This is a genomic window from Streptomyces ardesiacus, assembly GCF_003112575.1.
Classification (GTDB): Bacteria; Actinomycetota; Actinomycetes; order Streptomycetales; family Streptomycetaceae; genus Streptomyces; species Streptomyces ardesiacus.
Map to the genome: position 1 here is coordinate 551,034 of NZ_BEWC01000005.1, position 20,546 is coordinate 571,579.

The 20,546-nt window shown below is 73.0% G+C and carries 20 protein-coding genes and 1 tRNA gene; 8 read left to right on the forward strand and 13 right to left on the reverse strand.

Annotated features, from left to right (window positions below; all coding sequences use genetic code 11):
• Nucleotides 1-57: 57 nt before the first annotated feature.
• From efeB to Sdi02f_RS19115, 6 genes are all read right to left on the reverse strand, one after another.
• Complete coding sequence (gene efeB, locus Sdi02f_RS19090) at nucleotides 58-1,344, reverse strand: iron uptake transporter deferrochelatase/peroxidase subunit (RefSeq protein ID WP_108933708.1); 1,287 nt, start codon at nucleotides 1,342-1,344, stop codon at nucleotides 58-60.
• An 8-nt stretch (nucleotides 1,345-1,352) separates the two neighbouring features.
• Complete coding sequence (locus Sdi02f_RS19095; protein ID WP_108933709.1) at nucleotides 1,353-3,413, reverse strand: copper resistance CopC/CopD family protein; 2,061 nt, start codon at nucleotides 3,411-3,413, stop codon at nucleotides 1,353-1,355.
• A 13-nt stretch (nucleotides 3,414-3,426) separates the two neighbouring features.
• Complete coding sequence (locus Sdi02f_RS19100) at nucleotides 3,427-3,915, reverse strand: copper chaperone PCu(A)C (protein ID WP_108933710.1); 489 nt, start codon at nucleotides 3,913-3,915, stop codon at nucleotides 3,427-3,429.
• The gene (locus Sdi02f_RS19105; protein WP_030403131.1) at nucleotides 3,912-4,562 is read right to left on the reverse strand and encodes an SCO family protein; all 651 of its coding nucleotides are present in this window, start codon (nucleotides 4,560-4,562) and stop codon (nucleotides 3,912-3,914) included. The genes Sdi02f_RS19100 and Sdi02f_RS19105 overlap by 4 nt, the downstream gene beginning before the upstream one ends.
• A gap of 136 nt (nucleotides 4,563-4,698) precedes the next feature.
• Nucleotides 4,699-5,451: a YcnI family copper-binding membrane protein gene (locus Sdi02f_RS19110; RefSeq protein WP_108933711.1), complete on the reverse strand. Its 753-nt coding sequence runs from the start codon at nucleotides 5,449-5,451 to the stop codon at nucleotides 4,699-4,701.
• A gap of 129 nt (nucleotides 5,452-5,580) precedes the next feature.
• Nucleotides 5,581-6,420: a hypothetical protein gene (locus tag Sdi02f_RS19115; protein WP_053662779.1), complete on the reverse strand. Its 840-nt coding sequence runs from the start codon at nucleotides 6,418-6,420 to the stop codon at nucleotides 5,581-5,583.
• Between the two features lie 242 nt (nucleotides 6,421-6,662).
• Here Sdi02f_RS19115 and Sdi02f_RS19120 point away from each other — a divergent pair, with 242 nt between their 5' ends.
• A complete protein-coding gene (locus Sdi02f_RS19120) occupies nucleotides 6,663-7,118 on the forward strand; it encodes an ATP-binding protein (protein ID WP_030403134.1) in 456 nt (151 codons plus the stop codon).
• 66 nt (nucleotides 7,119-7,184) lie between these two features.
• Here the strand turns inward: Sdi02f_RS19120 and Sdi02f_RS19125 are convergent, their stop codons facing one another.
• Both Sdi02f_RS19125 and Sdi02f_RS19130 read right to left on the reverse strand, forming a co-directional pair.
• Entirely contained in the window at nucleotides 7,185-8,672 is a 1,488-nt protein-coding gene (locus Sdi02f_RS19125) for an aminopeptidase P family protein (RefSeq protein WP_167458202.1), read from the reverse strand.
• Nucleotides 8,673-8,815: 143 nt separating this feature from the next.
• A complete protein-coding gene (locus tag Sdi02f_RS19130) occupies nucleotides 8,816-10,240 on the reverse strand; it encodes a PP2C family protein-serine/threonine phosphatase (RefSeq protein ID WP_030403136.1) in 1,425 nt (474 codons plus the stop codon).
• A gap of 659 nt (nucleotides 10,241-10,899) precedes the next feature.
• Between Sdi02f_RS19130 and Sdi02f_RS19135 the strand changes: the two genes are divergently transcribed.
• Together Sdi02f_RS19135 and Sdi02f_RS19140 are read left to right on the forward strand one after the other, a co-directional pair.
• Nucleotides 10,900-11,565: a bifunctional DNA primase/polymerase gene (locus tag Sdi02f_RS19135; protein ID WP_030403137.1), complete on the forward strand. Its 666-nt coding sequence runs from the start codon at nucleotides 10,900-10,902 to the stop codon at nucleotides 11,563-11,565.
• A 56-nt stretch (nucleotides 11,566-11,621) separates the two neighbouring features.
• Nucleotides 11,622-12,311, forward strand: coding sequence for a hypothetical protein (locus Sdi02f_RS19140; protein ID WP_108933713.1), 690 nt, complete (start codon nucleotides 11,622-11,624; stop codon nucleotides 12,309-12,311).
• 245 nt (nucleotides 12,312-12,556) lie between these two features.
• On the opposite strand, the gene Sdi02f_RS19145 is transcribed toward Sdi02f_RS19140, so the two are convergent.
• The 3 genes from Sdi02f_RS19145 to Sdi02f_RS19155 all read right to left on the reverse strand — a co-directional run bounded on the left by Sdi02f_RS19145 (nucleotide 12,557) and on the right by Sdi02f_RS19155 (nucleotide 15,337).
• Entirely contained in the window at nucleotides 12,557-13,522 is a 966-nt protein-coding gene (locus Sdi02f_RS19145) for a DUF5926 family protein (protein WP_030403139.1), read from the reverse strand.
• A 177-nt stretch (nucleotides 13,523-13,699) separates the two neighbouring features.
• Complete coding sequence (locus Sdi02f_RS19150) at nucleotides 13,700-14,338, reverse strand: ATP-binding protein (RefSeq protein WP_037799068.1); 639 nt, start codon at nucleotides 14,336-14,338, stop codon at nucleotides 13,700-13,702.
• A 171-nt stretch (nucleotides 14,339-14,509) separates the two neighbouring features.
• Nucleotides 14,510-15,337, reverse strand: coding sequence for a glycerophosphodiester phosphodiesterase (locus Sdi02f_RS19155; protein ID WP_030403141.1), 828 nt, complete (start codon nucleotides 15,335-15,337; stop codon nucleotides 14,510-14,512).
• 262 nt (nucleotides 15,338-15,599) lie between these two features.
• On the opposite strand from Sdi02f_RS19155, the gene Sdi02f_RS19160 reads away from it, so the two are divergent.
• Nucleotides 15,600-17,078, forward strand: coding sequence for a S1C family serine protease (locus Sdi02f_RS19160; protein ID WP_108933714.1), 1,479 nt, complete (start codon nucleotides 15,600-15,602; stop codon nucleotides 17,076-17,078).
• Between the two features lie 121 nt (nucleotides 17,079-17,199).
• Here the strand turns inward: Sdi02f_RS19160 and Sdi02f_RS19165 are convergent, their stop codons facing one another.
• On the reverse strand, nucleotides 17,200-18,093 hold the full coding sequence (locus Sdi02f_RS19165) for an NADP-dependent oxidoreductase (RefSeq protein WP_053662783.1): 894 nt from the start codon (nucleotides 18,091-18,093) through the stop codon (nucleotides 17,200-17,202).
• Between the two features lie 70 nt (nucleotides 18,094-18,163).
• On the opposite strand from Sdi02f_RS19165, the gene Sdi02f_RS19170 reads away from it, so the two are divergent.
• Both Sdi02f_RS19170 and Sdi02f_RS19175 read left to right on the forward strand, forming a co-directional pair.
• Complete coding sequence (locus Sdi02f_RS19170) at nucleotides 18,164-18,754, forward strand: TetR/AcrR family transcriptional regulator (RefSeq protein ID WP_108933715.1); 591 nt, start codon at nucleotides 18,164-18,166, stop codon at nucleotides 18,752-18,754.
• Nucleotides 18,755-18,817: 63 nt separating this feature from the next.
• Nucleotides 18,818-18,902 (forward strand) — tRNA-Ser (locus tag Sdi02f_RS19175).
• A gap of 155 nt (nucleotides 18,903-19,057) precedes the next feature.
• Here the strand turns inward: Sdi02f_RS19175 and Sdi02f_RS19180 are convergent.
• Nucleotides 19,058-19,816, reverse strand: coding sequence for a GntR family transcriptional regulator (locus Sdi02f_RS19180; protein ID WP_108933716.1), 759 nt, complete (start codon nucleotides 19,814-19,816; stop codon nucleotides 19,058-19,060).
• Between the two features lie 79 nt (nucleotides 19,817-19,895).
• Between Sdi02f_RS19180 and Sdi02f_RS36485 the strand changes: the two genes are divergently transcribed.
• Together Sdi02f_RS36485 and Sdi02f_RS19190 are read left to right on the forward strand one after the other, a co-directional pair.
• The gene (locus Sdi02f_RS36485; RefSeq protein WP_108933717.1) at nucleotides 19,896-20,174 is read left to right on the forward strand and encodes a hypothetical protein; all 279 of its coding nucleotides are present in this window, start codon (nucleotides 19,896-19,898) and stop codon (nucleotides 20,172-20,174) included.
• 108 nt (nucleotides 20,175-20,282) lie between these two features.
• Nucleotides 20,283-20,498, forward strand: a complete 216-nt coding sequence (locus tag Sdi02f_RS19190) for a hypothetical protein (RefSeq protein WP_245962223.1) — start codon at nucleotides 20,283-20,285, stop codon at nucleotides 20,496-20,498.
• Nucleotides 20,499-20,546: the final 48 nt, after the last annotated feature.

Below are 20,546 nucleotides of genomic sequence, written 5' to 3' on the forward strand. Positions count from 1 at the left end.
GGCACCCGGGCCCACGCGTCTCGCACCACCCCTCGCCGGGGTGACGCGCCGCCGGTTTCACCCCTCCAGGAGCCGCTGTCCCACGTACTCTCCCTCCGCGGCACCACCCGGCACCGCGAACAGACCGCTCGCCTCGTGCCGGATGAACTGCGACAGCGCGTCGCCCCGGTCCAGCTTGCGCTGCACGGGCACGAACCCCCGCAGCGGATCGGCCTGCCAGCAGATGAAGAGCAGGCCGGCGTCCGGAACGCCGTCGGCGTCGAAGCCGTCGTGGTACGAGAAGGGCCGGCGCACCATCGCCGCGCCGCCGTTCTGGTCGGGGCGGGTGATCCGGGCGTGGGCGTTGATCGGGACGACGAGCTTCCCCGACCCGTCGGTCTTCTCCAGGTCCATCTCGGTCGTCTCGGTCGCGTCGCTCCCTGCGGACAGCGGCGCCCCGTCGGACTTGCGACGCCCGATGACCTCTTCCTGCGCCTTGAGCGACAGCTTCTCCCAGTCGTCGAGGAGCATGCGGATGCGGCGTACGACGACGTAGGAGCCGTTCGCCATCCAGGCCGGCCCGCCCTTCCCGGACCCGGACTCCTCGGGAACGAAGACGCGCTCGTCGAAGTCGGCGTCGGCGGGCTTCGGGTTGCGGGTGCCGTCGACCTGGCCCATGAGGTTGCGGGCGGTCATGGGGTGGGCGGTGGCGCCGGGCGAACGGTTGAAGCCGTTCATCTGCCAGCGGACACGGGCGGCCGTCCCCGCGTCCCGTTGGATCGCGCGCAGGGCGTGGAAGGCCACCAGGGCGTCGTCGGCGCCGATCTGCACCCACAGGTCGCCGTTGCTGCGGTTCTTGTCGAGGTGGTCGGAGGAGAAGTCGGGGAGCGGGTCGAGCGCGGCCGGGCGCTGCTTCTCCAGTCCGGTGCGGCCGAAGAAACTGTGGCCGAAGCCGAAGGTGACGGTCAGCGAGGAGGGACCGGCGTCCCGGGCCACGTCGGTGTCCCGGCTCCCGGCCGGCTCGCCCGCCATCAGCCGACGGGCCGTGTCCGACCAGCGGCGCAGCAGCGCGGCTGCCTCCTTGCGGCCGGCGCCCGCCGCGAGGTCGAAGGCGACGAGGTGCCCGCGGGCCTGCAGGGGCGTGGTGATGCCGGGCTGATGTTTCCCGTGAAACATCGCCCGCTCGCTGCCGAGCGAGGTGAGGGGCGTGGCGGCGGCGGAGGGCGCGGCGGCGTAGCCCGCGGCGGCGCCCGCCGCGCCGAGGACGAGCCCGGTGGCACCGGCGGTGCCGAGCAGCCGGCGCCGCGAGAGGCCCTCGCGGGTCGTCTCGGGGTTGTGGGCCTCCGGGGTGGAGTGGTCAGCCATGGTGCGGTTCAGCCGATCTGCGCGTTCTTGGAGAGGGTCACCTGGTCGATGTCGGAGGTCCGTACGGTGACGGCGACTTCCCAGTCTCCGGCCATCGGGATCTGTACTCCGCTCGCCGACCAGTGGCCGGTGGTGATGTGGTCGGGGGCGACGGGCAGGGGCCCGATGTCCTTGGCCTTCTGGGTGAGGGCCACCTTCACCTCGGGGATGTCGAAGGCGGTCCCGTCCGGGCGCTCGACGTAGAGGTGCAGGTCGTTGGCGCCGACCCGGGCGGGGTCGAGCTCGACCCGGACGACGCCCTTGCCGTTCTGGCCGCCGGTGTCGAAGGGCATGTCCAGGGTCACCGCGCCGGTGGCGGGGACCGCGTTGGCGGCGGAGGACGCTCCGGCCGCCTTGGCCTCCTCCTCGGTGCGGCCCGGCTCGGTCTGGGTCAGGACGGTGGTCACCACGAGAAGGACGACGGCGACGCCCGCCTCGGCGAGCACGGAGCGGCGCAGTCCGAAGCGGTGCGGGTCGGCATCCCGTTGCCGTTTCTGCCGGGCGGCGTCCACGGCCGCGCGCTGCCGGGCGAGCTGCGCGGCGCGCTGCGACTCCCCGGAGCCCTTCCCCGCGCCGGACGCCTTTCCGCCGGCCTTGGCCTGCCGCGCAGCTCCGGCCCGCTCAGCGGCTCCCGCCCCGCCCTTCCCCGCGGCCCCGGTCCTGCCCCCGGCTCCGTTCTTCCCCCCGGCCCCGTTCTTTCCTGCGGCTCCGCTCTTCTGCGAGGCCTTCACTTTGTCGCCCTTGCCACCGCCCGGCGGGACCGCGGCTTCCTTCTTCCGCTGCCCGGCGACGACCGGCACCGCATCCGCCAACCGCGCCGTCCACCGCCGGGAGAAGTACGCGACGCCGACGAGCACCACCACGAGCCCGATCTTGACGAGGAGCAGTTGCCCGTACCGGGTGTCGGTGAAGGCCGTCCACGAGCCGAGCTGGCGCCAGGACTGGTAGGCGCCGGTCGCCACCAGCGCGACCACGCTTCCGAAGGCGAGCCGCGAGAACCGGCGTACGGCGACGGTGGGCACCGGTGTGTCCGCCGGGCCGCGGTACAGGGCGACGAGCAGCGCGGTGAGACCGCCGAGCCAGGTCGCGACGGCGATCAGGTGGACGACGTCGACGGGCATGGCGAGGCCGGCCTGGAGGCCGACGGAGGCGTGCTCGGACATGGCCCAGGTCGCCGCGAGGCCCACCGCCACGACACTGCCGCCGACCGCCAGCCCGAAGGTGAGGTCCCGCCTCTCCTCGTCGTCCCTCTTGTCGTACGCGCCGAAGAGCACGGCGATGAACAGCGCGGCCGCCGCGAGCAGCAGCAGCCGGGAGACCAGCGCGGCGCCGGACTTGGTCTGCAGCACCTCGCCGAGCAGGCCCAGGTCGAAGACGTCGGCGACCTTCCCGGAGCCGGTGTAGGAGCCGCGCAGCAGCAGGAGCAGGAGGGTGGCGGCGGTCAGCGCGAGCCAGCCGGAGACGACGAGCCGCTGCACGACGCGCACCCCGGAGCCGCGCGGCCAGCAGGCGAGCACGAAGGCGGCGCCGCCCACCAGGACGGCGAAGGCGGCGTACGACACGTACCGTCCGACGCCGTACAGCCCGCCGACGAACCCGCCGCCCGCCGCCTGCGCGGAGACGGACACCGACGTCTCGGAGGGGGCGCCGACGGAGAAGGTGTAGGCGCCGGCGACCGGGTGGCTGTCGGCGGAGACGACCTGGTAGGTCACCGTGTAGGTGCCGTCGGGCAGCCCGGCGTGGAGTTTCACGGAGTACGTCGTGCCGCCGGTGCCGGACGGGCTGCCGTCGTCGACGCGCTTGCCCTTGGGGTCGAGGACGCGCAGCGAGTCGTCGTCCATGGAGACCGACTCGGAGAAGGTGAGCGACACCTGGGCCGGAGCCTTGTCGACCACCGCCCCCTGCCGGGGGTCGCTGCCGGTCAGCGCGGCGTGCGCGGAGGCCGGTCCGGCGGCGGCCAGCAGTGCGCAGGCCGCGGCCAGGAGCAGCAGCACCAGGGTCCGGACGCGCGGGGCGATGGTCTGCGTCAAGGTGGTCCCTCCCTCAGTGTCCGGAGTCTTCGGTGTGCCCGGAGTGTCCGGTGGTCGGCTGGTAGGTGGCCGCCTTCACGGGCATCTTGACCGTGACGGGGTCGGAGTGGGCGAAGTGCAGTTCGACGGCGACGGACTGTCCCTGCTTCGGCCGGTGCTTCAGCTTCTCGAACATCAGGTGGTTTCCGCCGCTCTTGAACACGAGTTGGCCGTGGGCGGGGACCTCGAGACGGTCGACCTCCTTCATGGTTCCGCCGACGGTCTCGTGCACGGTGACCTCGCCGGCCTCGCTGGTGACGGAGGTCAGTTGGTCCGCGGCGTCGCCCTCGTTGGTGATCGTGAGGAACCCGGCCGCCATGGAGTCGGAGACGGGCTGCGGTATGTAGGCGGCGTCGACGGAGAGTTCGGCGCCGGAGGCCGCGGAGCCCGAGTCCGAGCCGCCGCAGCCCGCGAGGACCAGGGCACCGGCCACCGCGACGGCCGCGAGCACGGGGCGCCTCACGGGTTCTCCCCCTTGATCAGCTTGGGGAGGTCCTTGGTGTAGTCGTCGACCGTGGCGTCCTCGCCGTACAGGACGTAGCCCGCGTCGGACTTCGGGGAGAAGGCGACGACCTGGGTGCCGTGGGTCGAGACGACCTTGCCGTCCTTGTCCTTGGTCGGCGGGTCGATCGAGATGCCGAGGGTGCGGGCGCCCGCCTGGATGGTGTCGAAGTCGCCGGTCAGGCCCACGATCTGCGGGTCGATGCCCTTGAGCCACTTGCCGAGCGCGGCCGGGGTGTCGCGCTCGGGGTCGGTGGTGACGAACACGACCCGCAGCCCGTCCTGCTCCGCCTGGGAGAGCTGCTTCTTGGCCACGGCGACGTTGTTCATCGTGAGCGGGCAGACGTCGGGGCAGTGGGTGTAGCCGAAGTAGATCAGGGTGGGCTTGCCGGCGGTCTGCTCGCGCAGGTCGTACTTCTTGCCCCGGGTGTCGGTGAGGACCAGGTCGGGCTTCTCGAAGGGCTTGTCGAGGACGGTGGCGGCCTGTCGGCTGCTGTCCTCGGAGACCACGGTCACGGGCTTGTCGCTGTCGGCGCCGCCGCCGCAGGCGGACAGGGTCAGACAGGCGGCGGCGAGCACGGCGGCCAGGGCGAACGTCTTCTTGCGCATAGAAAAATGTCCCAGATGTGAGGTGCTCCGGTGCGCGCCGGGCCCCGTCGGACGGACCGACGGAGGTGGTGCCCGGCGCGCACCGGACGAGATGATGCGCCGGCGAGGTCACGCCGACGCACCGGCACGGGCGCTGTTACGCCGCGCCGGAGGTGCGCCGACGGCCGGCCAGCACGCCGTAGCCGACGCCCGCCGCACCGACGACGATGCCGACGACGCCGAGGACCCGGGCGGTGGTGTCAGTGCCGGAGCCGGAGTCCGACGAGGTGGAGTCGGCGGCGGTGTTCTTCGCGGCGGCCTCGGTGTCGTCGGCCTTCGCGTCCGAGGCGCCCGAGGCGCCGTGGGCGTCGTCCTCGGCCGCGGTCAGCTTGAGCACGGGCGCCGGGGTGTCGGGCTCCTCCTGGCCCTCCTGCGGCACCTCGATCCAGCGCACGACCTCCTTGTTGGAGTACGTCTGGACCGCCTTGAAGACCAGCTGGTCGGCGTCCTCGGGCAGCGCGCCGAGGGAGACCGGGAACTTCTGGAAGTAGCCGGGCTCGACACCCTTGCCGTCGGCCGTCCAGGTCACCTTGGTGACGACCTCGGTGATCTGCTTGCCGTGCGACTCCAGCGGCTTGGCCGGCTTGGCCTTGGTGACCTCGGACGTCCAGCCCGGCACCGGCTGCGGCATCACGGACGCCAGCGGGTGGTCGGTGGGGAAGGTGACCTCCAGCTTGGTGGTGGAGGCGTTGTCGCGCTCGTTGGGGACCTTGAAGTCGACGACCGCGTAACCGCCCTTGGCGGCCGCGCCCTCCGGCTGCACGCCGACGTGGGCGAAGGCGGGGGCGGACAGGGCGAGGACGGCGAGGCCGGACACGGCGCCGGCGGCGGCGATACGGGAAGCCTTCATGGACGGAGTACTCCGCTTCGTGTGGACACCGGCGCTCGGCCGGTGCCGGATGACAGGAGGGATGCGCGCACGCGCGCGTGCCGCACGACGGCGGCCTCTCCCGCGAGGCGGAACGGTGGTCGCGTCGTGTCAGGCGGCGAGGGCGAACGCGTCGCTCGGCGGACCACGCCTGATGACCGTGTGCTGGAGCGCGGTGGTCCGGGGCCGCGGCGGCACCCACAGAGCGGGGCGCGGCGGACGCGGGCCCGTGCCCGGGGCACCGGCCAGCCCGGCGTGCAGGGCGCGCACCAGGAAGAGCGCGGCGCGCAGGGCGCGTACGAACGCCGCTTCGGCCACGCAGTGGGCCGAGTGCGCCGACAGTTCGACGAGCCGGGCCAGCGCCAGGTCCCCGCGGCGCAGCAGCCAGCCCGCGGCGAGGGCCGCGAGGACGTGGCCGAGCAGCATCGGCAGGGACGGCAGCAGCGCGGCGGAGGCGCCGGCGGTGGACAGGGCGTCGGCCGGGTGGTGCGCCGCGCCGGTGGTGACGTCGGGGGCGATCCGCGCGTCGGAGAGGATGCGCTGGGCCTGGGTCGGGCTGATCGCCGCCGCGGTGGTCCCGCAGACCAGCCGTGCGGCCTGCTGGACCAGCGAGGCGTCGGACAGCGCGCCCGTCCCGGCGCCGGACGCGGTGGCCGGGGCGGCGACGGCGCTGCCGTGCTGGCCCAGCCCGAACAGGATGTGCAGCGCGGTCTGCCCGAGGGACAGCAGCGTCACGATGCCGGCCAGCGAACGCCGGCGTCCGGCGAGCGGCACGGCGACCAGGACCGCCCCGAGGAATCCCGCGCCCAGCGACCACGGCGCGACGCTGGCGCAGGAGGCGAGGGTGTGCCCCGCCGCGGCCAGCACGACGCAGACCGCGGCGAACACCGCGGCCCGCAGCATCCGGAGATCGTTCCCGGAGCGCGCCGATGGCGGGTGGGGGGCAGTCATGGCGGGCTCATCATCGCACCCGCGGCCCCCGCGCCGTACGGCAGGTCCACAAGATGCCGTACGACCGGAAGGTGGGGAACGGCACCGAAGGTCACCTTCTGTCGTGTGCCGCCTCCGCATACACCGATCGGCGGCACCGACGCATCCGCCGGACGAGCGGTGTCACGGCCGCGGTGTGCTTACACCCGGGGGCGAGGGGCAATACGTATCGGTATGTCGAGCCGCGGCCGGGAGGCTGGAGCATGAGCATCTGGTGGTCACTCCATTTGCGGCGCGAGGCTGCGAGCGTGCCCCTGGCCCGCCGCCTGCTGATCGGCACCATGGAGACCGCGGGCGTCGACCCGGACATCTCCTTCGACCTCTCCGTCGCGCTGAGCGAGGCCTGCGCCAACGCCGTCGAGCACGGCGGGGACGACGGGCCCGGCGAGGCGTACCGCGTCACGGCCTACCTCGACGGCGAACTGTGCCGTATCGAGGTCGCCGACACGGGCCCCGGTTTCCCCGCCGCCGCACCGGGCGGTCCGCAGGAGGCGGCCCGTCCGGCGGCCCCGGAGGCGGAGAGCGGACGGGGTCTGTGTCTCATCCGGGAGCTCGCCGACCACGTCCACATCGGGAGTGCGCCGGGGCGCGCGGGTGCCGTGGTGAGCTTCGACAAGATCCTCAAGTGGCGCGAGAACGCGCCGCTGGTGGCGGTCTGACGGGCACAGCCGCGCGGGAACGCCGACGGCCGGGCACCACGCGGTGCCCGGCCGTCGTACGACGGGTCAGCCCTTCAGCGCGGCCATCCACTCCTCGACCTCGTCCGAGCGGCGCGGCAGGCCGGCGGACAGGTTCCGGTTGCCGTCGGCGGTGACGAGGATGTCGTCCTCGATGCGCACGCCGATGCCCCGGTACTCCTCGGGCACGGTCAGGTCGTCGGCCTGGAAGTACAGCCCCGGCTCGACGGTGAGCACCATGCCGGGCTCCAGCGTGCCGTCCACGTACGACTCCACGCGCGCCGCGGCGCAGTCGTGGACGTCCATGCCGAGCATGTGACCGGTGCCGTGCAGCGTCCAGCGCCGCTGCAGGCCCAGCTCGAGGACGCGCTCGACGGGACCCTCGACCAGACCCCACTCGACGAGCCGCTCGGCCAGCACGCGCTGGGAGGCGTCGTGGAAGTCGCGGTACTTGGCGCCCGGCTTCACCGCCGCGATGCCGGCCTCCTGCGCGTCGTACACGGCGTCGTAGATCTTCTTCTGCAGCTCGCTGTAGCGGCCGTTGATCGGCAGGGTGCGCGTGACGTCGGCGGTGTAGTAGGTGTGCGTCTCCACGCCGGCGTCGAGCAGCAGCAGGTCGCCGGAGCGGACCGGGCCGTCGTTGCGGACCCAGTGCAGGGTGCAGGCGTGCGGTCCCGCGGCGCAGATGGAGCCGTAACCGACGTCGTTGCCCTCGACGCGCGCGCGGAGGAAGAAGGTGCCCTCGATGTAGCGCTCGCTGGTCGCCTCGGCCTTGTCGAGGACCTTCACGACGTCCTCGAAGCCGCGCACGGTGGAGTCGACGGCCTTCTGCAGCTCGCCGATCTCGAAATCGTCCTTGACCAGGCGGGCCTCGGAGAGGAAGACGCGCAGTTCCTCGTCGTGCTCGGCGGTGACCTTGTCGGCCAGGGCCGCCTCGATGCCGGCGTCGTAGCCGCGCACGACACGCACCGGGCCGGTGGCCTCGCGCAGGGCGTCGGCCAGTTCGCGCACGTCGGAGGCGGGGATGCCGTACAGCTTCTCGGCCTCGGTGAGGGAGTGGCGGCGGCCGACCCACAGCTCGCCCTGCCCGTTCAGCCAGAACTCGCCGTTCTCGCGGTTCGAGCGCGGCAGCAGGTAGATCGTCGCGGTGTGGCCCTCGCCCCGGGGCTCCAGGACGAGGACGCCGTCCTCGGTCTGGTTGCCGGTCAGGTAGGCGTACTCGACCGAGGCGCGGAAGGAGTACTCCGTGTCGTTGGAGCGGGTCTTCAGGTTGCCCGCGGGGATCACCAGGCGCTCGCCGGGGAAGCGGGCCGACAGCGCGGCGCGGCGGGCGGCGGTCTCGGCGGCCTGGGCGATCGGCTCCAGGTCGCGCAGCTCCGTGTCGGCCCAGCCGGACTTCATGTTCTCGCCCAGTTCGTCGGACACGCCCGGGTACAGGCCGTTCTTGCGCTGCTTGATGGGCTCCTCGGTCTCGGTCTCCGGGCCCGCTGCGTCAGCAGCAAGATCAGATACTGCCGGGTTGAGCTCCTCCGCCACGGTCATCCTCCTAGATACGGCACTGGACCACGTCCATCGTACGGTCGTACGGAAGGGGGCCCAGGGGCGAAGGGCCTGTTACGCGAACGCACTACCGTCCGTTATGCGTGACGTGCGGGGCGTCAGGAGCGCCGGGGCGTCCGTTAATCGAACCGGACCGCCAGCAGGACGACGTCCTCCTCGGAGTCCGCCTCCGCCTTCCCGCCGGGCAGCACGGTGCGCAGGACGTGCTCGACGACCGCGTCCGGGTCCTGGCGCGCGGCCCGGGGCACACCGGCCGCCGCCGCGTGCAGCCTGGCGAAGGCGCGGTCGGCCGGGTCGCCGGTGCGGTGCAGCAGGCCGTCGGTGTAGAGCAGAACCGTCTCTCCGGGGTCGGCCTGCAGTTCCACGCTGGGCGCCTCCCAGCAGGCGAGCATGCCGAGCGGCGCGGAGAGGGAGGTCTCGACGAACTCCGTGCGCCGCTCCCCGATCAGCAGGGGCGGGCTGTGCCCGGCACCGGCGAGGGTGATCCGGCGCAGCGCGGGCTCGCAGTAGCCGAACAGCGAGGTGGCCGAGCGGGCGGGCTCGGTGAGCCGCAGCAGCAGCTCCAGGTCGGACAGGACGGCGACCGGGTCCTCGCCCTCCATCACGGCGTACGCCCGCAGCGAGGCGCGCAGCCGGCCCATCGCGGCGACCGCGCTGGGCCCCGACCCGGTGACGGAGCCGACGGCGAGACCGAGGGCGGCGTCCGGCAGCGGCAGCGCGTCGTACCAGTCGCCCCCGCCGCGCGGACCGGTGCGGTGCCGGGCGGCGAGCTGCACACCGGGCACCCGGGGGAGGCGGGAGGGCAGCAGCTCCTCGGTCATCGTCGCCATGGCGGCGCGGGTGCGCTCGACCTCCAGGAGGCGGGTCAGGTGCCGCGCGGCGTGGCGGGCGTACAGCCCGGCGAGGTGGCGCTGCCGCTCGCCCGGTTCGGCGGGCTCGTCGTAGAGCCACACGGCGGCGCCGAGGCGCCCGGTGTCCTCGGCGCGGAGGGGGAGGGTGTAGCTGGCGGCATAGCCGAGGCGGGCGGCGACCTCGCGGTGGCGCGGGTCGAGGGTCTTCTCGGCGAGCAGGTCGGGTTCGGCGATGCCGTCCTCGTCGACCGGGAGTCCGTCCAGGATCCGCCCGTGGGGCAGGCACCCGCGGGGCACGGTCTCGATGTGGCCGAGGTCGGCGCGGGCGAGGCCGAGGCCGACGGTGGTGTCGGGGCCGAGTCCGTCGGCCGGTTCCAGCACGACGAGTCCGCGCCGGGCGCCGGCCAGGGCGGCTCCGGCGCGCAGCAGTTCCTGGAGGCCGTCGGCGAGGGTGTCCGTGCGGACCAGGCGTTCGGTCAGTTCGTGCAGGGTCGTCAGGTCCGAGACCCAGCCGGCGAGGCGGTCCTGGAGCAGGGCGCCGGGGGCGCAGGAGGTGTCCGCGCCGGCGGCGGCGTCCGTCGTGGGGGGTCCGGTCGCCGGGGAGGTGTCCGCGGCGGTGGACGCGACAGTGTGTGCGGGGGACGGAACCGTTGAATCGATTCCGGCCACTTTCGCAGGGTGCGGGGCGGTCATGGCGTCCGGCCGTTCGACCGGCGCTTACTGCTCAAAAGCATCGCAAACCCCCATGTCCTTCTGCGCCGCCGGCAGTGTCTCCACATGTACACGCACTCGTAAGGGGATGTCCAGCATTGTCCTGCGGGGATTCCTGGTGTCCGTGAGGTGGGAGCGGACTCCTCCTCGACCTCTTGCGGAAATGCGAAATTGGCTTGAAACTGCCCCAGAGGACGGCTTGTTGCGGTCGACTGGGGGTGCTTCACGGAGCGTCACAGCGGTCGTGATGGGTACGTACTCGGAGAAGGCCGGGGGTGGTTGGGGGCCACCTGGGAACCTGGCGACGGACCCGGGCGTCCTATCCACCGACGACCGTGCCCCATCCTCCCGTGGCGGAGGCGGAGAGAAATACGCGCGACGACAAACGCCATACTTCGCCACCCCCGCGCCACTCCCATGCTTGTGACAGACGCGGTGGCCGGACCGTCACGGACGCAGTCAGTGCTCGACCCACAGGGGTTTCCCTTGCCCTTGGCGGAGGTGTTCCCGGGGATCCCCCCGCGGGGGCGTTTCCCGGCAGGGGTGTGATGCGCCACCAGCAACGCACAGCGAAGTGATCGACACATGGTGTGAAGTGACCACGGTGTTGCCAGGCGTGCAACGGAAAGGAACGAGCGCTCATGCGCGAGATCCTCGGAAGGCGACGCAGGCTGCTGTCCCCGCACGACGACGGGCGGCCTGAGCTGATCGGCGCGGCCCTGACCTACGCGACGCAATGGCAGTGGCCCGTACTCCCGGGCGCGGCGGCCGACCCGCGGGCACGGTCGCGCTGCGCCTGCCCCGACCCCGAGTGCACGGTGCCGGGCGCGCATCCCTTCGACCCCGGTCTCCTCGCGGCGACCACCGACGGCCGCATGGTGCGCTGGTGGTGGGCCAACCGGCCGGCCGCCCCGATCGTCCTGGCCACCGGGGGCGCCGCCCCGTGCGCCGTCTCCCTGCCCGCCCTGCCGGCGGCCCGCGCGCTCGCCGCGCTCGACCGCGCCGGGATGCGGCTCGGCCCGGTCGTCGCCTCGCCCCACCGCTGGGCGCTGCTGGTCAGGCCGTACTCCATGGAGCAGTTGGGCGAGCTGCTCTACGCCAAGGACTTCGTCCCCGGCTCCCTGCGCTTCCACGGCGAGGGCGGCTACCTGGCACTGCCCCCGTCCGAGACCGGTGCCGGCGCCGTCCGCTGGGAGCGGGCGCCGCTGCCCGGCTCCGCCGCGCCCTGGGTGCCGGACGTGGAGGCCGTGGTGGACGCGGTGGTCGACGTCCTCACTCGTACGGGTGTGAGCGCGCCCGAGTTGTAGGGGGCGTCCGGCGCGCGCCGGGCCCGGGCCCGCTCGGCGCCGTTATCGTCCGCCCCATGCCGCTTCATGCGCCGCTTCACGCGGGGGAGCACCGTGCCGTCGGACCGCGCCGCGCCCGGTCGCGCCGCGCCGGGCCGGACCGTCCGCGGATCCGTCTGTACGGGCTCGTGGGCGTCGTCGTGTGCGCGGCCGTACTGCCGTTCGCCGTGGCATCCGCGGGGCCCCCGGGTGACGGGGGCGGGACGTCGCCCGAGACCGTGCCGCTCCTGGCGCGCGGCGGTGACGGCAAGGCGCCCGCGTCCCCGGCCACGGCGGAGGACGGGCCCGCCCCGTCCGCGCTGCCGCCCGGACCCGCGCTCGCCGCGCGCTGCGGCCCGGAACTCACCTCCCCCGCGGGCGTAGAGGCGCAGACCTGTGTCCTGGCCAGGGGAGCGGAGACCTGGGCGCGTACCTCCTACCGCAACGCCACCGGCGGCCCGATCGAGTCCGTACTGAGCCTCATGGGTCCCGAGGGGCGCAGCGTGCGGATGCGCTGTGCGGTGAGCGCCGAGGACGCGCCGGACCTCTGCGAGACGCCGCCGGACACCGGGAGCGGGGCCAGGGGCGGACTGGCGGGGTACACGGCGGTCGCGGAGTTCGCGCGCCGGGCCGGGTACGGGCCGCTGCTGCTGCGTGCCGGGAGCGGTGGAGGGGCCGGGAGCGGCGGTGGCGCCGGGAGCAACTCACCTGTGCAAACGGCGCGTTGACGGGCGACTGCGGTGAGTGCACGATCCGGCGCACGGAAAGACCCGGTTGCTGGCGACGGGGGATGCACCAGCAACCGGGCTACTGGAACGGTAACAAGAGATCGGCGGTTAGCAAATTCGATCTCCTGTTTCCGGTCACCGACTGGCCTGTCTTCGGGGGGAGTTGTGACCGGTATCACGCGCCCGGGGCCGCCGCTCCGGCTGACCGGTCGGTCAGCGGGGGCGGCGGCCCCGGGGGCCGTGCGTCAGCTGAGCGTGACCTGGCGGTTGGTCAGACCACCGCGTGCCCGGCGCTCGTCGTGCGTGAGCGGGGCCTCAGCGGCCAGCGCCTCGGCGAGCCGCTCGGCGAACTCCGCGGCCGGCTTCTCGATGTCCTGGGCGGTGACCCCGCTCGGCAGGTCCCACACCGGCACGGTGAGCCCGTGGGCCCGGAACGAGCCGACGAGACGGGTGCCCTCGCCGAGGGACGACCCGCCCGCGGCGTGCAGCCGGGCAAGGGCGTCCAGAAGGCGCTCCTCCTCGTGCGGCATGACCCACCGCAGGTGGTTCTTGTCCGGCGTCTCGCACCAGTAGGCGGCGTCGACGCCCTGCAGCCGGACGGTCGGGATGGCCGCGGCGTTGGCCCGCTCCAGGGAGGCGGTGACGTCCGGTGTGGCGTTGTCCGGGTCCGGCACCCAGAACTCGAATCCCGAGCGCACCTCCGGCTCGAAGGCGCCCTCGGGTGCGAGCAGGTCCTGCAGCCGGGGCCCGTCGGCCGGCGCGCGGCGCCCCTGCACCGGGGTGCCCGGCTTGGCGGTCAGCGCCCGCGCGAGGGTGTCGGCGAGGTCGCGGCTGATGTCGCCCGACGCCGTGTCGTTCTGCAGGCCGAGCAGGACCGAGCCGTCGTCGCGGCGCAGGGCAGGCCAGGCCATCGGCAGCACCGTGGCCAGCGTGACGGAGGGGACGCCCTCGGGCAGGCCGTCCCGCAGGGTCAGCTCGACCGTCGCCGCCGGCACCAGCTCCCGCAGCGCCACCCAGTCGCACTCGCCGGCCAGCCCCTCGAACGGGCGCTGCACCAGCGCGGTCGTGGCCTGCGCGGCATTCCGGCCGTGACAGGCCTTGTACCGCCGGCCGCTGCCGCAGGGGCAGGGCTCGCGGGCGCCGACGACCGGGACCTCGGCATCGTCGAGCTGGGGCCGCTTGGCCTTGGTCTGGGGTCGCTTCTTGGCCATCGTGGGTGTCTCCCGGTTACGGCTCTACTCGTACGGGCGCGAGCCTAGCCGCTCCGGCCCCGGCCGACGGGAAGCTGTGGACGACGGGGCCGCCTGTGGACAACTCGCCGTCGGCTGCCGGGTCGTACCGCCTGTCCCGGCCCGCTCCGGGCGCGTGCCGCCGGAGCGGCCCGGGGATCAGCCCAGGTCGTCGAAGGCGTCCGCGAAGTCCAGGCCGGGGATCTCCGAGACCGCCGGTGCCGAGATGCGGGAGGCGAAGTCGTCCCGCCGGTGCCCGGCGTCCGGGTCGTGCACGTCGTCGTGGACGACGACCCAGACCGTGACCTCTCCGCGGGCGTCGTCCCGTACGCCCCAGTCGTCGGCGAGCGCCGTGATGATGTTCAGCCCGCGGCCGCCGTGCGCGGTGACCGAGGGGGTCGCCGGAGCCGGGCGGGTCGGGCCGCCGCCGTCCGTGACCTCCACGAGCAGCCGGCCGCCCGCGTCCACCTGCCACGCGGCGCGGACGTCGCCGTCCCCGGCCAGGGCGTCGCCCAGCGGCCGACCGTGCTTGCAGGCATTGCTCAACAGTTCGGACAGGACCAGTACAGCGTCGTCGATGACCGATTCCGCCACGCCGTTTCTGCGCAACTGATCACGCATACGGTGCCTTGCTCGCCCCACGCCCGCAGGGCCATGGGGCACGGCCATGCTCGACGACGTGGGCACCTCCTGTGCCACCACCAACGCCACCCCCGAGACCTCCTTTGCCCCACGCCACGGAGTGGATGCCCCCTCGCTCGGAGCCGGAAACCGGCCGATCCTCCTCCGGTGACGCATTCGACACGACCGAACACGCACCGAACGCGCCGGAGCACTCCCTGTAGTCGCATGGCTGGATCCGGACGGTGAGGCCGGGGGGTGGAAGCGGGCGGCGGCCGGTCGCCGGAAGCGTGGCCGGGCTGCCGGCCGACGGCCGCGGACGGGCCGGCGGGCCGGGCGGTCGGCGGATCAGCGGCCCAGGTGGTCCAGGACGGCCCGCGGCCGGTTGGTGATGACGGCGTCCACGCCCAGGCCGACGCAGAGGTCCACGTCGGCCGTCTCGTTCACCGTCCACACGTGCACCTGGTGACCGGCCTGTTTCAGGCGCTCGACGTACGCGGGGTGATTGCGCACGATCCGGATCGACGGGCCCGCGATCCGGACACCGGCGGGCAACCGTCCGTCGCGCAGCCGGGGCGAGATGAACTGCATCAGATAGACCGTCGGCAGCGTCGGCGAGGCGGCCCGTACCCGGTGCAGCGACCGGGCCGAGAAGCTCATCACCCGCACCGGGGACTCCTCGGCCGAGGCCGGGGCATCGAGCCCGAACCGCTTCAGGAGCAGCAGCAGCCGCTCCTCCACCTGCCCCGCCCAGCGCGTGGGGTGCTTGGTCTCGATGGCCAGCTCCACGCGCCGTCCCGCGTCGGCGACCAGTTGGAGCAGCCGTTCCAGGGTCAGGACCGAGGTCTCCTCCCGGTCCTCGGGCCGGTGCTCCCAGTCGGGCTGCTCGTCGCGCGTGCGCCAGAACTCCCGGGTCCGGCGGGCGCCGAAGTCCAGGGCGGCGAGGTCGGCGAGCTCGAGGGCGGACACCGCGCCGCGGCCGTTCGACGTACGGTTGACGCGCCAGTCGTGGACGCAGACGAGGTGGCCGTCGGCGGTCAGGCGGACATCGCACTCGAGTGCGTCCGCCCCGTCCTCGATCGCCTTCCGGTACGCGGCCAGGGTGTGCTCCGGGGCCTCCTCGGAGGCTCCGCGGTGGGCGACGACCTGAGTCCGGTGCTGTCGTGCGTGGGTCACCGCGTCATGGTGCCACCGCGGGCGGGTAGACGTGCCATCGGTGGAATCGGCATTGAGTCCGTTTAGTCTTGGATGACCTATGTAAAGGACCGTCGGGGACCCACAGCAACCGCTTATGGTGCCCTGACGGCCCGTGGGAAAAGCTGATGCCATACAAAATCACCGGCACATCCGTATCGCGCCGGACCGTGGAGCAGCGCGTGAGCGTGGCTGAGCGCGACCAGGGTGAGCGACAACCAGCCGTGGAGCGAGGAGAAAAGCTGTGAGCACCGAGAACGAGGGCACCGCGGTACCCCCGGCCCCGTCCGCACCCCCTGTGCCGGTCGATGCTCCCGCTGCCTCCCCCCAGCCTCCCGCGTCGCACTCGGCCCCGCAGACCCCCCAGACCCCGGCTCCGGTGTCCCAGGAGCACCAGGCACCCCAGGGCGGCGAGGCACCTCACGGCTCCTCGGCTCCCGACGCCTCGTGGCCCCCGCCCCCGCCGCCGGGCACCCCGGCCCAGCCTCCGGTGTACGACGGAGGCGGCGGCACCGGCGGCTTCGGCGGCGGAGGCTTCGGCGACGGTTCCGGCGGCGGCGCGGGCGGCTGGGGTGCCTCGTACCAGCAGCCCGCCCCGAAGCCGGGCGGCGGGCGGGGCGGTCTGGTCGCCGGTGTCCTGATCGCCGCGCTGGTCGCGGGCGGCCTGGGCGGCGGCCTCGGCTACACCCTGGCCAGGAACAACGACGGGGGCGGCTCCACCACGGTCTCCGCCTCCGACACCGGCGGCTCCCTCAAGCGCGAGGCGGGCACCGTCGCCGGTGTGGCGGCCAAGGCGCTGCCGAGCACGGTCACCATCCAGGCCGAGGGAAGCAACGGCGAGGGCGGCACCGGCACCGGGTTCGTCTTCGACAAGGAAGGCCACATCGTCACCAACAACCACGTGGTGGCGGAGGCGGTCGACGGCGGCAAGCTCAGCGCGACCTTCCCCGACGGCAAGAAGTACGACGCCCAGGTGGTCGGCCACGCCCAGGGCTACGACGTGGCGGTCATCAAGCTGGAGAAGGCCCCCTCGGACCTGAATCCCCTCCCCCTGGGCGACTCCGACAAGGTGGCCGTGGGCGACTCGACGATCGCCATCGGCGCCCCGTTCGGCCTGTCCAACACGGTGACCACGGGCATCATCAGCGCCAAGAACCGCCCCGTGGCCTCCAGCGACGGCAGCGCCGACAGCAAGGCGTCGTACATGAGCGCCCTGCAGACCGACGCGTCGATCAACCCCGGCAACTCCGGCGGCCCGCTGCTGGACGCGCAGGGCAACGTCATCGGCATCAACTCCGCGATCCAGTCGACCAGCAACGGCGGCTTCGGCACCGGCCAGGCCGGCTCCATCGGCCTGGGCTTCGCGATCCCCATCAACCAGGCCGAGTTCGTCGCCCAGCAGCTCATCAAGAACGGCAAGCCGGTGTACGCGAAGATCGGCGCCTCCGTCTCCCTGGAGGAGACGACGAGCGGCGCCAAGCTCACCGAGCAGGGCGTGGGCGGCTCGGACCCCGTCGAGCAGGGCGGCCCCGCCGACGACGCGGGTCTGAAGCCCGGTGACGTCATCACCAAGCTCGACGACCGGGTCATCGACAGCGGCCCGACCCTGATCGGCGAGATCTGGACCCACAAGCCCGGCGACAAGGTCACGGTCACCTACGAGCGCGGCGGCAAGCAGCACACCACCGAGGTCACCCTGGGCTCGAAGACCGGCGACGACTGACGCCGCTTCCGCAGCACCACGGCCGTTCACGTCGCCACCGGGGACCCGCCCCCGGTGGCGACGTGCGTCCGGGGGGGCGGGCGGGCGAGCCGCGGCGACGGGCACCGCCCTCCGCGCGGGGTCAGACGACGACGACCCGGCGCCCGCGCGTGTGACCGGCCTGGCTGTCGACGTGCGCGGCGGCGGCCTCGGCCAGTGGGTACGCCTTCTCGACCGGGATGTGGAGCTTCCCGCGCGAGATCAGGTCGACGGCCTCGGCGAGCGCCGCCGGCACGCTCCCGGCCACTCCGGAGAACCGGACGCCGTACTCGGGAGCCTTGAGATCGGCGATGCTGACGACCTTCTCCGGGCTCCCGGTCAGCTCGACCAACTCGCGGAGCACACCCGAACCGGCCAGGTCGAGAGCGGCGTCGACAGCGCCGAGCCGCCGCACCCGCTCGACCCAGCCCTCGCCGTACGTCGTGGCGAGGGCGCCGAGGCCGCGCAGGTAGTCCTGGTTGGCCGCGCCGGCCGTACCGATCACCCCGATGCCGCGGTCGCGGGCGATCTGCAGCACCGCCGACCCGACTCCGCCCGACGCGCCGCTGACCAGCAACGTCTGCCCCGGCCGTACACCGACCTCGCGCACGATGCGCAGCGCGGTCTCCACCACGGAGGGGTACCCGGCGGCCTCCTCGAAGGTCAGCCCCTCCGGCATCCGCGCCCAGGCCCCGAGCACGGCGAACTCGGCGTAGGTGTCGACGCCCTCCCCGAACACCCGGTCCCCGACCTCGACCCCGGTGACCCCCTCACCGACCTCGTCCACCACCCCGGCGGCGTCCAGCCCGACCCCGGAGGGCAGCACGACTGGGTGGGCCCCCAGCACCTGCCCCTCCCTGATCCGCCAGTCGACGGGATTCACCCCCGCCGCCCGTACGGCGACGCGTATGCGGCCGGGGCCCGCGTGGGGCTCCTCGGCCTCGACCAGTTGCAGAACTTCCGGACCGCCGAACTCGGCGAAGCTCACTTTCCTCATGCCGCCGAACGTAACACTAACGGTTAGCTTTTCCTAACGGTTACGGTTTCGTACCTGCTAGCCTGCGGACATGACCGTGCAGCAGTCGGGCCGACGTGAGCGCAAGAAGGCCGCGACCCGCCAGAAGATCGCCGACACCGCGCTGCGGCTCTTCCTGGAACGCGGGTACGACGCGGTGGGCATCCGTGACGTGGCCGCCGAGGCCGACGTGGCCGTCACGACGCTCTTCTCCCACTTCGCCTCGAAGGAGGCCCTGGTCTTCGAGCAGGACGAGGACTTCGAGCGCCGCCTCACGCGGGCGGTCACCGACCGGGCCCCGCACGAGCCGCTCGTGCCGGCGCTGCGCCGCGAGATCCTGGCCCTGGTCCGGCACTGCACCGCGGACAGCGCTGCCCCGATCTGGCGCATGATCGACGCGTCCCCCGCCCTGCGGAAGTACGACGACTCGGTCCGCCTGCGCCACGCGGAAGCCCTGGCCGCCGCGATCGCCGCCGACCCCACCCTGACCCGGAGCGAAACCGCCGCCCGCACCCTGGCGCGGTTCGTGATCGACGCCTACTCGCTGTCCCGCGAGGCCCCCGACCCCGAGGCCGCCCTCGACGAGATCTTCCCGATGATCGAGGCGGCCTGGGCTGCGGCCCGCCCCCCTCACCTCACGTGAGCCCCACGCGGCGGACGGGGCCGGTAGGCTGTACCCGCTCCGCCCCCGCCGGGACGGCGCAGGGGTGGGTTGCCCGAGCGGCCTAAGGGAACGGTCTTGAAAACCGTCGTGGCGCAAGTCACCGTGGGTTCAAATCCCACACCCACCGCGGTGTTTGACGGCCCCTGACCAGGCATTACGGTCGGGGGCCGTCGCCGTACGCGCTACCCGCCGAGCACCGCTGTTTCCCGCGATTTCCCGGCCGATCGGGCACGGAAGGGGCACGGCGGGGGCATGCCCTGAGGGGACCTGCCGCCTGGTCGCTTACGCGCGGCTGATCGGAATCTCGTACACGATCTCGCAGTGCGCCGCGGGCACCACGATGTCAGCTGTCTCGACCGGCCGTCCCTGGTCGCTGTAGTACGTCCGCCGGATGTGCGTGACGAGAGCGGCCTTCTGGATGCCGAGTAGCGACGCCTCCTCGGCGGTCGCCTGCCTGGGCTCGGGCTGCTCTACGGCATGGCTCACGGTGATACCGATGGCGGCCATCCGATTCACGACGCCTGCCCCGGCGTGCGGCCCTCCCTCGGGAAGGACGACGAGGGTGCCGGCGGTGAGGTCGTATGGCTCCCAACTGGTCGACAGCTGTACGGGCCTGCCGTCGGCCAGGAACTCGTACGCGGTCCGGACGCACAGCTCGCCCTCGGCGATGCCGAGTCGGGCGGCGATTTTCGTCGGGGCCGGCACCTTGGCGTCGGTCCTGCTTTCCCAGTCGCCCTGCCTGCCGACGGCCTTCATGTCCGCCCGGAACGGAGACCCTTCGGGCTGCTCGCGCGCCGACGACCGCACGACGCGTACGCGTTGCCGGGGCTCGGCGACGTAGGTGCCCGAACCGGCCCGGCCCTCCAGCACGCCTTGCGAGATCAGCAGCTCTTGGGCCCTGCGGACGACGTTCTCGCCTACGCCGCACTCCTGGCCGATCTGCGCGCGGGAGGGCAGCCGGTCCCCCGGTTCCCACATGTGCTCCGCGATCCGCTGCCGTAGCTCGTCGGCGATGCGGAGATAGGGCGGCTGCTCAGGCATATGGAAAATCTAGTCCACTAGCTCTAATCTAGTTAACTAGCTTCACTCAAAGTGATCGCCGAGTGACGGAGGCTTCCCTGTGCCCGCTTCGCGAGTGAGCGCGGAGGCCATCGCCGCCCGGTTATCGGCGGTCGGGCTCATCACGCGTGTGGAAGAGCGCGACCGGTGCACGTCGGTCGAGGCGGAGGTGCCGGAATCGCTCTCCGCCGAGTCATGGCGGGAGGTCCTGGAAGTGCTGGCGGAGGCCGATCGATTCGGGCTTCACGCCACCAGCTTGAACGGCCGCACCCTTTGGGCGGTCGTACGCAAAGCGGCCCCCACGACGGGCGATGTCGGGGGACCGAGCCATCAGCGATAGGAGCTGAGCAGCGTGCTCAACCGTATCCGCCGTGCCGTCTCGCTCGCCAGAGCGCGGCACTGCCCCAAGGGCAGGCACCGCCGAGCCTTAACACCGTCCCGAACGGCTGTGACGACGCCTCCCGCGCTCGCCGTAGAACCGCCGGCCGCCCCGGACTGGATGCCGGACACCGCTGACCGCCTTCACCTGCTCCTGGGCGAGGACAACGCGCTCGTCCGTCCGTACGTGCTGGCCTGGGAGCGACAACGTGCACGCCAGCGCTCGGTGATCGTGGCGCCGCGACTGTCGGCCGAGGCGTTCTCGGTCCTGGCAGGTGTTCGCTGATGCCTCCTCGTCAACGCATCCACGTTTCGGAAACCGCGGCTGCTGCCT

Excerpts from the sequence above, each read along its gene's own strand:
- efeB (WP_108933708.1), bottom strand. The coding sequence starts at position 1,344 with ATGGCTGACCACTCCACCCCGGAGGCCCACAACCCCGAGACGACCCGC.
- Sdi02f_RS19105 (WP_030403131.1), bottom strand. The coding sequence starts at position 4,562 with ATGCGCAAGAAGACGTTCGCCCTGGCCGCCGTGCTCGCCGCCGCCTGT.
- Sdi02f_RS19110 (WP_108933711.1), bottom strand. The coding sequence starts at position 5,451 with ATGAAGGCTTCCCGTATCGCCGCCGCCGGCGCCGTGTCCGGCCTCGCC.
- Sdi02f_RS19115 (WP_053662779.1), bottom strand. The coding sequence starts at position 6,420 with ATGACTGCCCCCCACCCGCCATCGGCGCGCTCCGGGAACGATCTCCGG.
- Sdi02f_RS19120 (WP_030403134.1), top strand. The coding sequence starts at position 6,663 with ATGAGCATCTGGTGGTCACTCCATTTGCGGCGCGAGGCTGCGAGCGTG.
- Sdi02f_RS19130 (WP_030403136.1), bottom strand. The coding sequence starts at position 10,240 with ATGACCGCCCCGCACCCTGCGAAAGTGGCCGGAATCGATTCAACGGTT.
- Sdi02f_RS19135 (WP_030403137.1), top strand. The coding sequence starts at position 10,900 with ATGCGCGAGATCCTCGGAAGGCGACGCAGGCTGCTGTCCCCGCACGAC.
- Sdi02f_RS19140 (WP_108933713.1), top strand. The coding sequence starts at position 11,622 with ATGCCGCTTCATGCGCCGCTTCACGCGGGGGAGCACCGTGCCGTCGGA.
- Sdi02f_RS19145 (WP_030403139.1), bottom strand. The coding sequence starts at position 13,522 with ATGGCCAAGAAGCGACCCCAGACCAAGGCCAAGCGGCCCCAGCTCGAC.
- Sdi02f_RS19150 (WP_037799068.1), bottom strand. The coding sequence starts at position 14,338 with ATGCGTCACCGGAGGAGGATCGGCCGGTTTCCGGCTCCGAGCGAGGGG.
- Sdi02f_RS19165 (WP_053662783.1), bottom strand. The coding sequence starts at position 18,093 with ATGAGGAAAGTGAGCTTCGCCGAGTTCGGCGGTCCGGAAGTTCTGCAA.
- Sdi02f_RS19170 (WP_108933715.1), top strand. The coding sequence starts at position 18,164 with ATGACCGTGCAGCAGTCGGGCCGACGTGAGCGCAAGAAGGCCGCGACC.
- Sdi02f_RS19180 (WP_108933716.1), bottom strand. The coding sequence starts at position 19,816 with ATGCCTGAGCAGCCGCCCTATCTCCGCATCGCCGACGAGCTACGGCAG.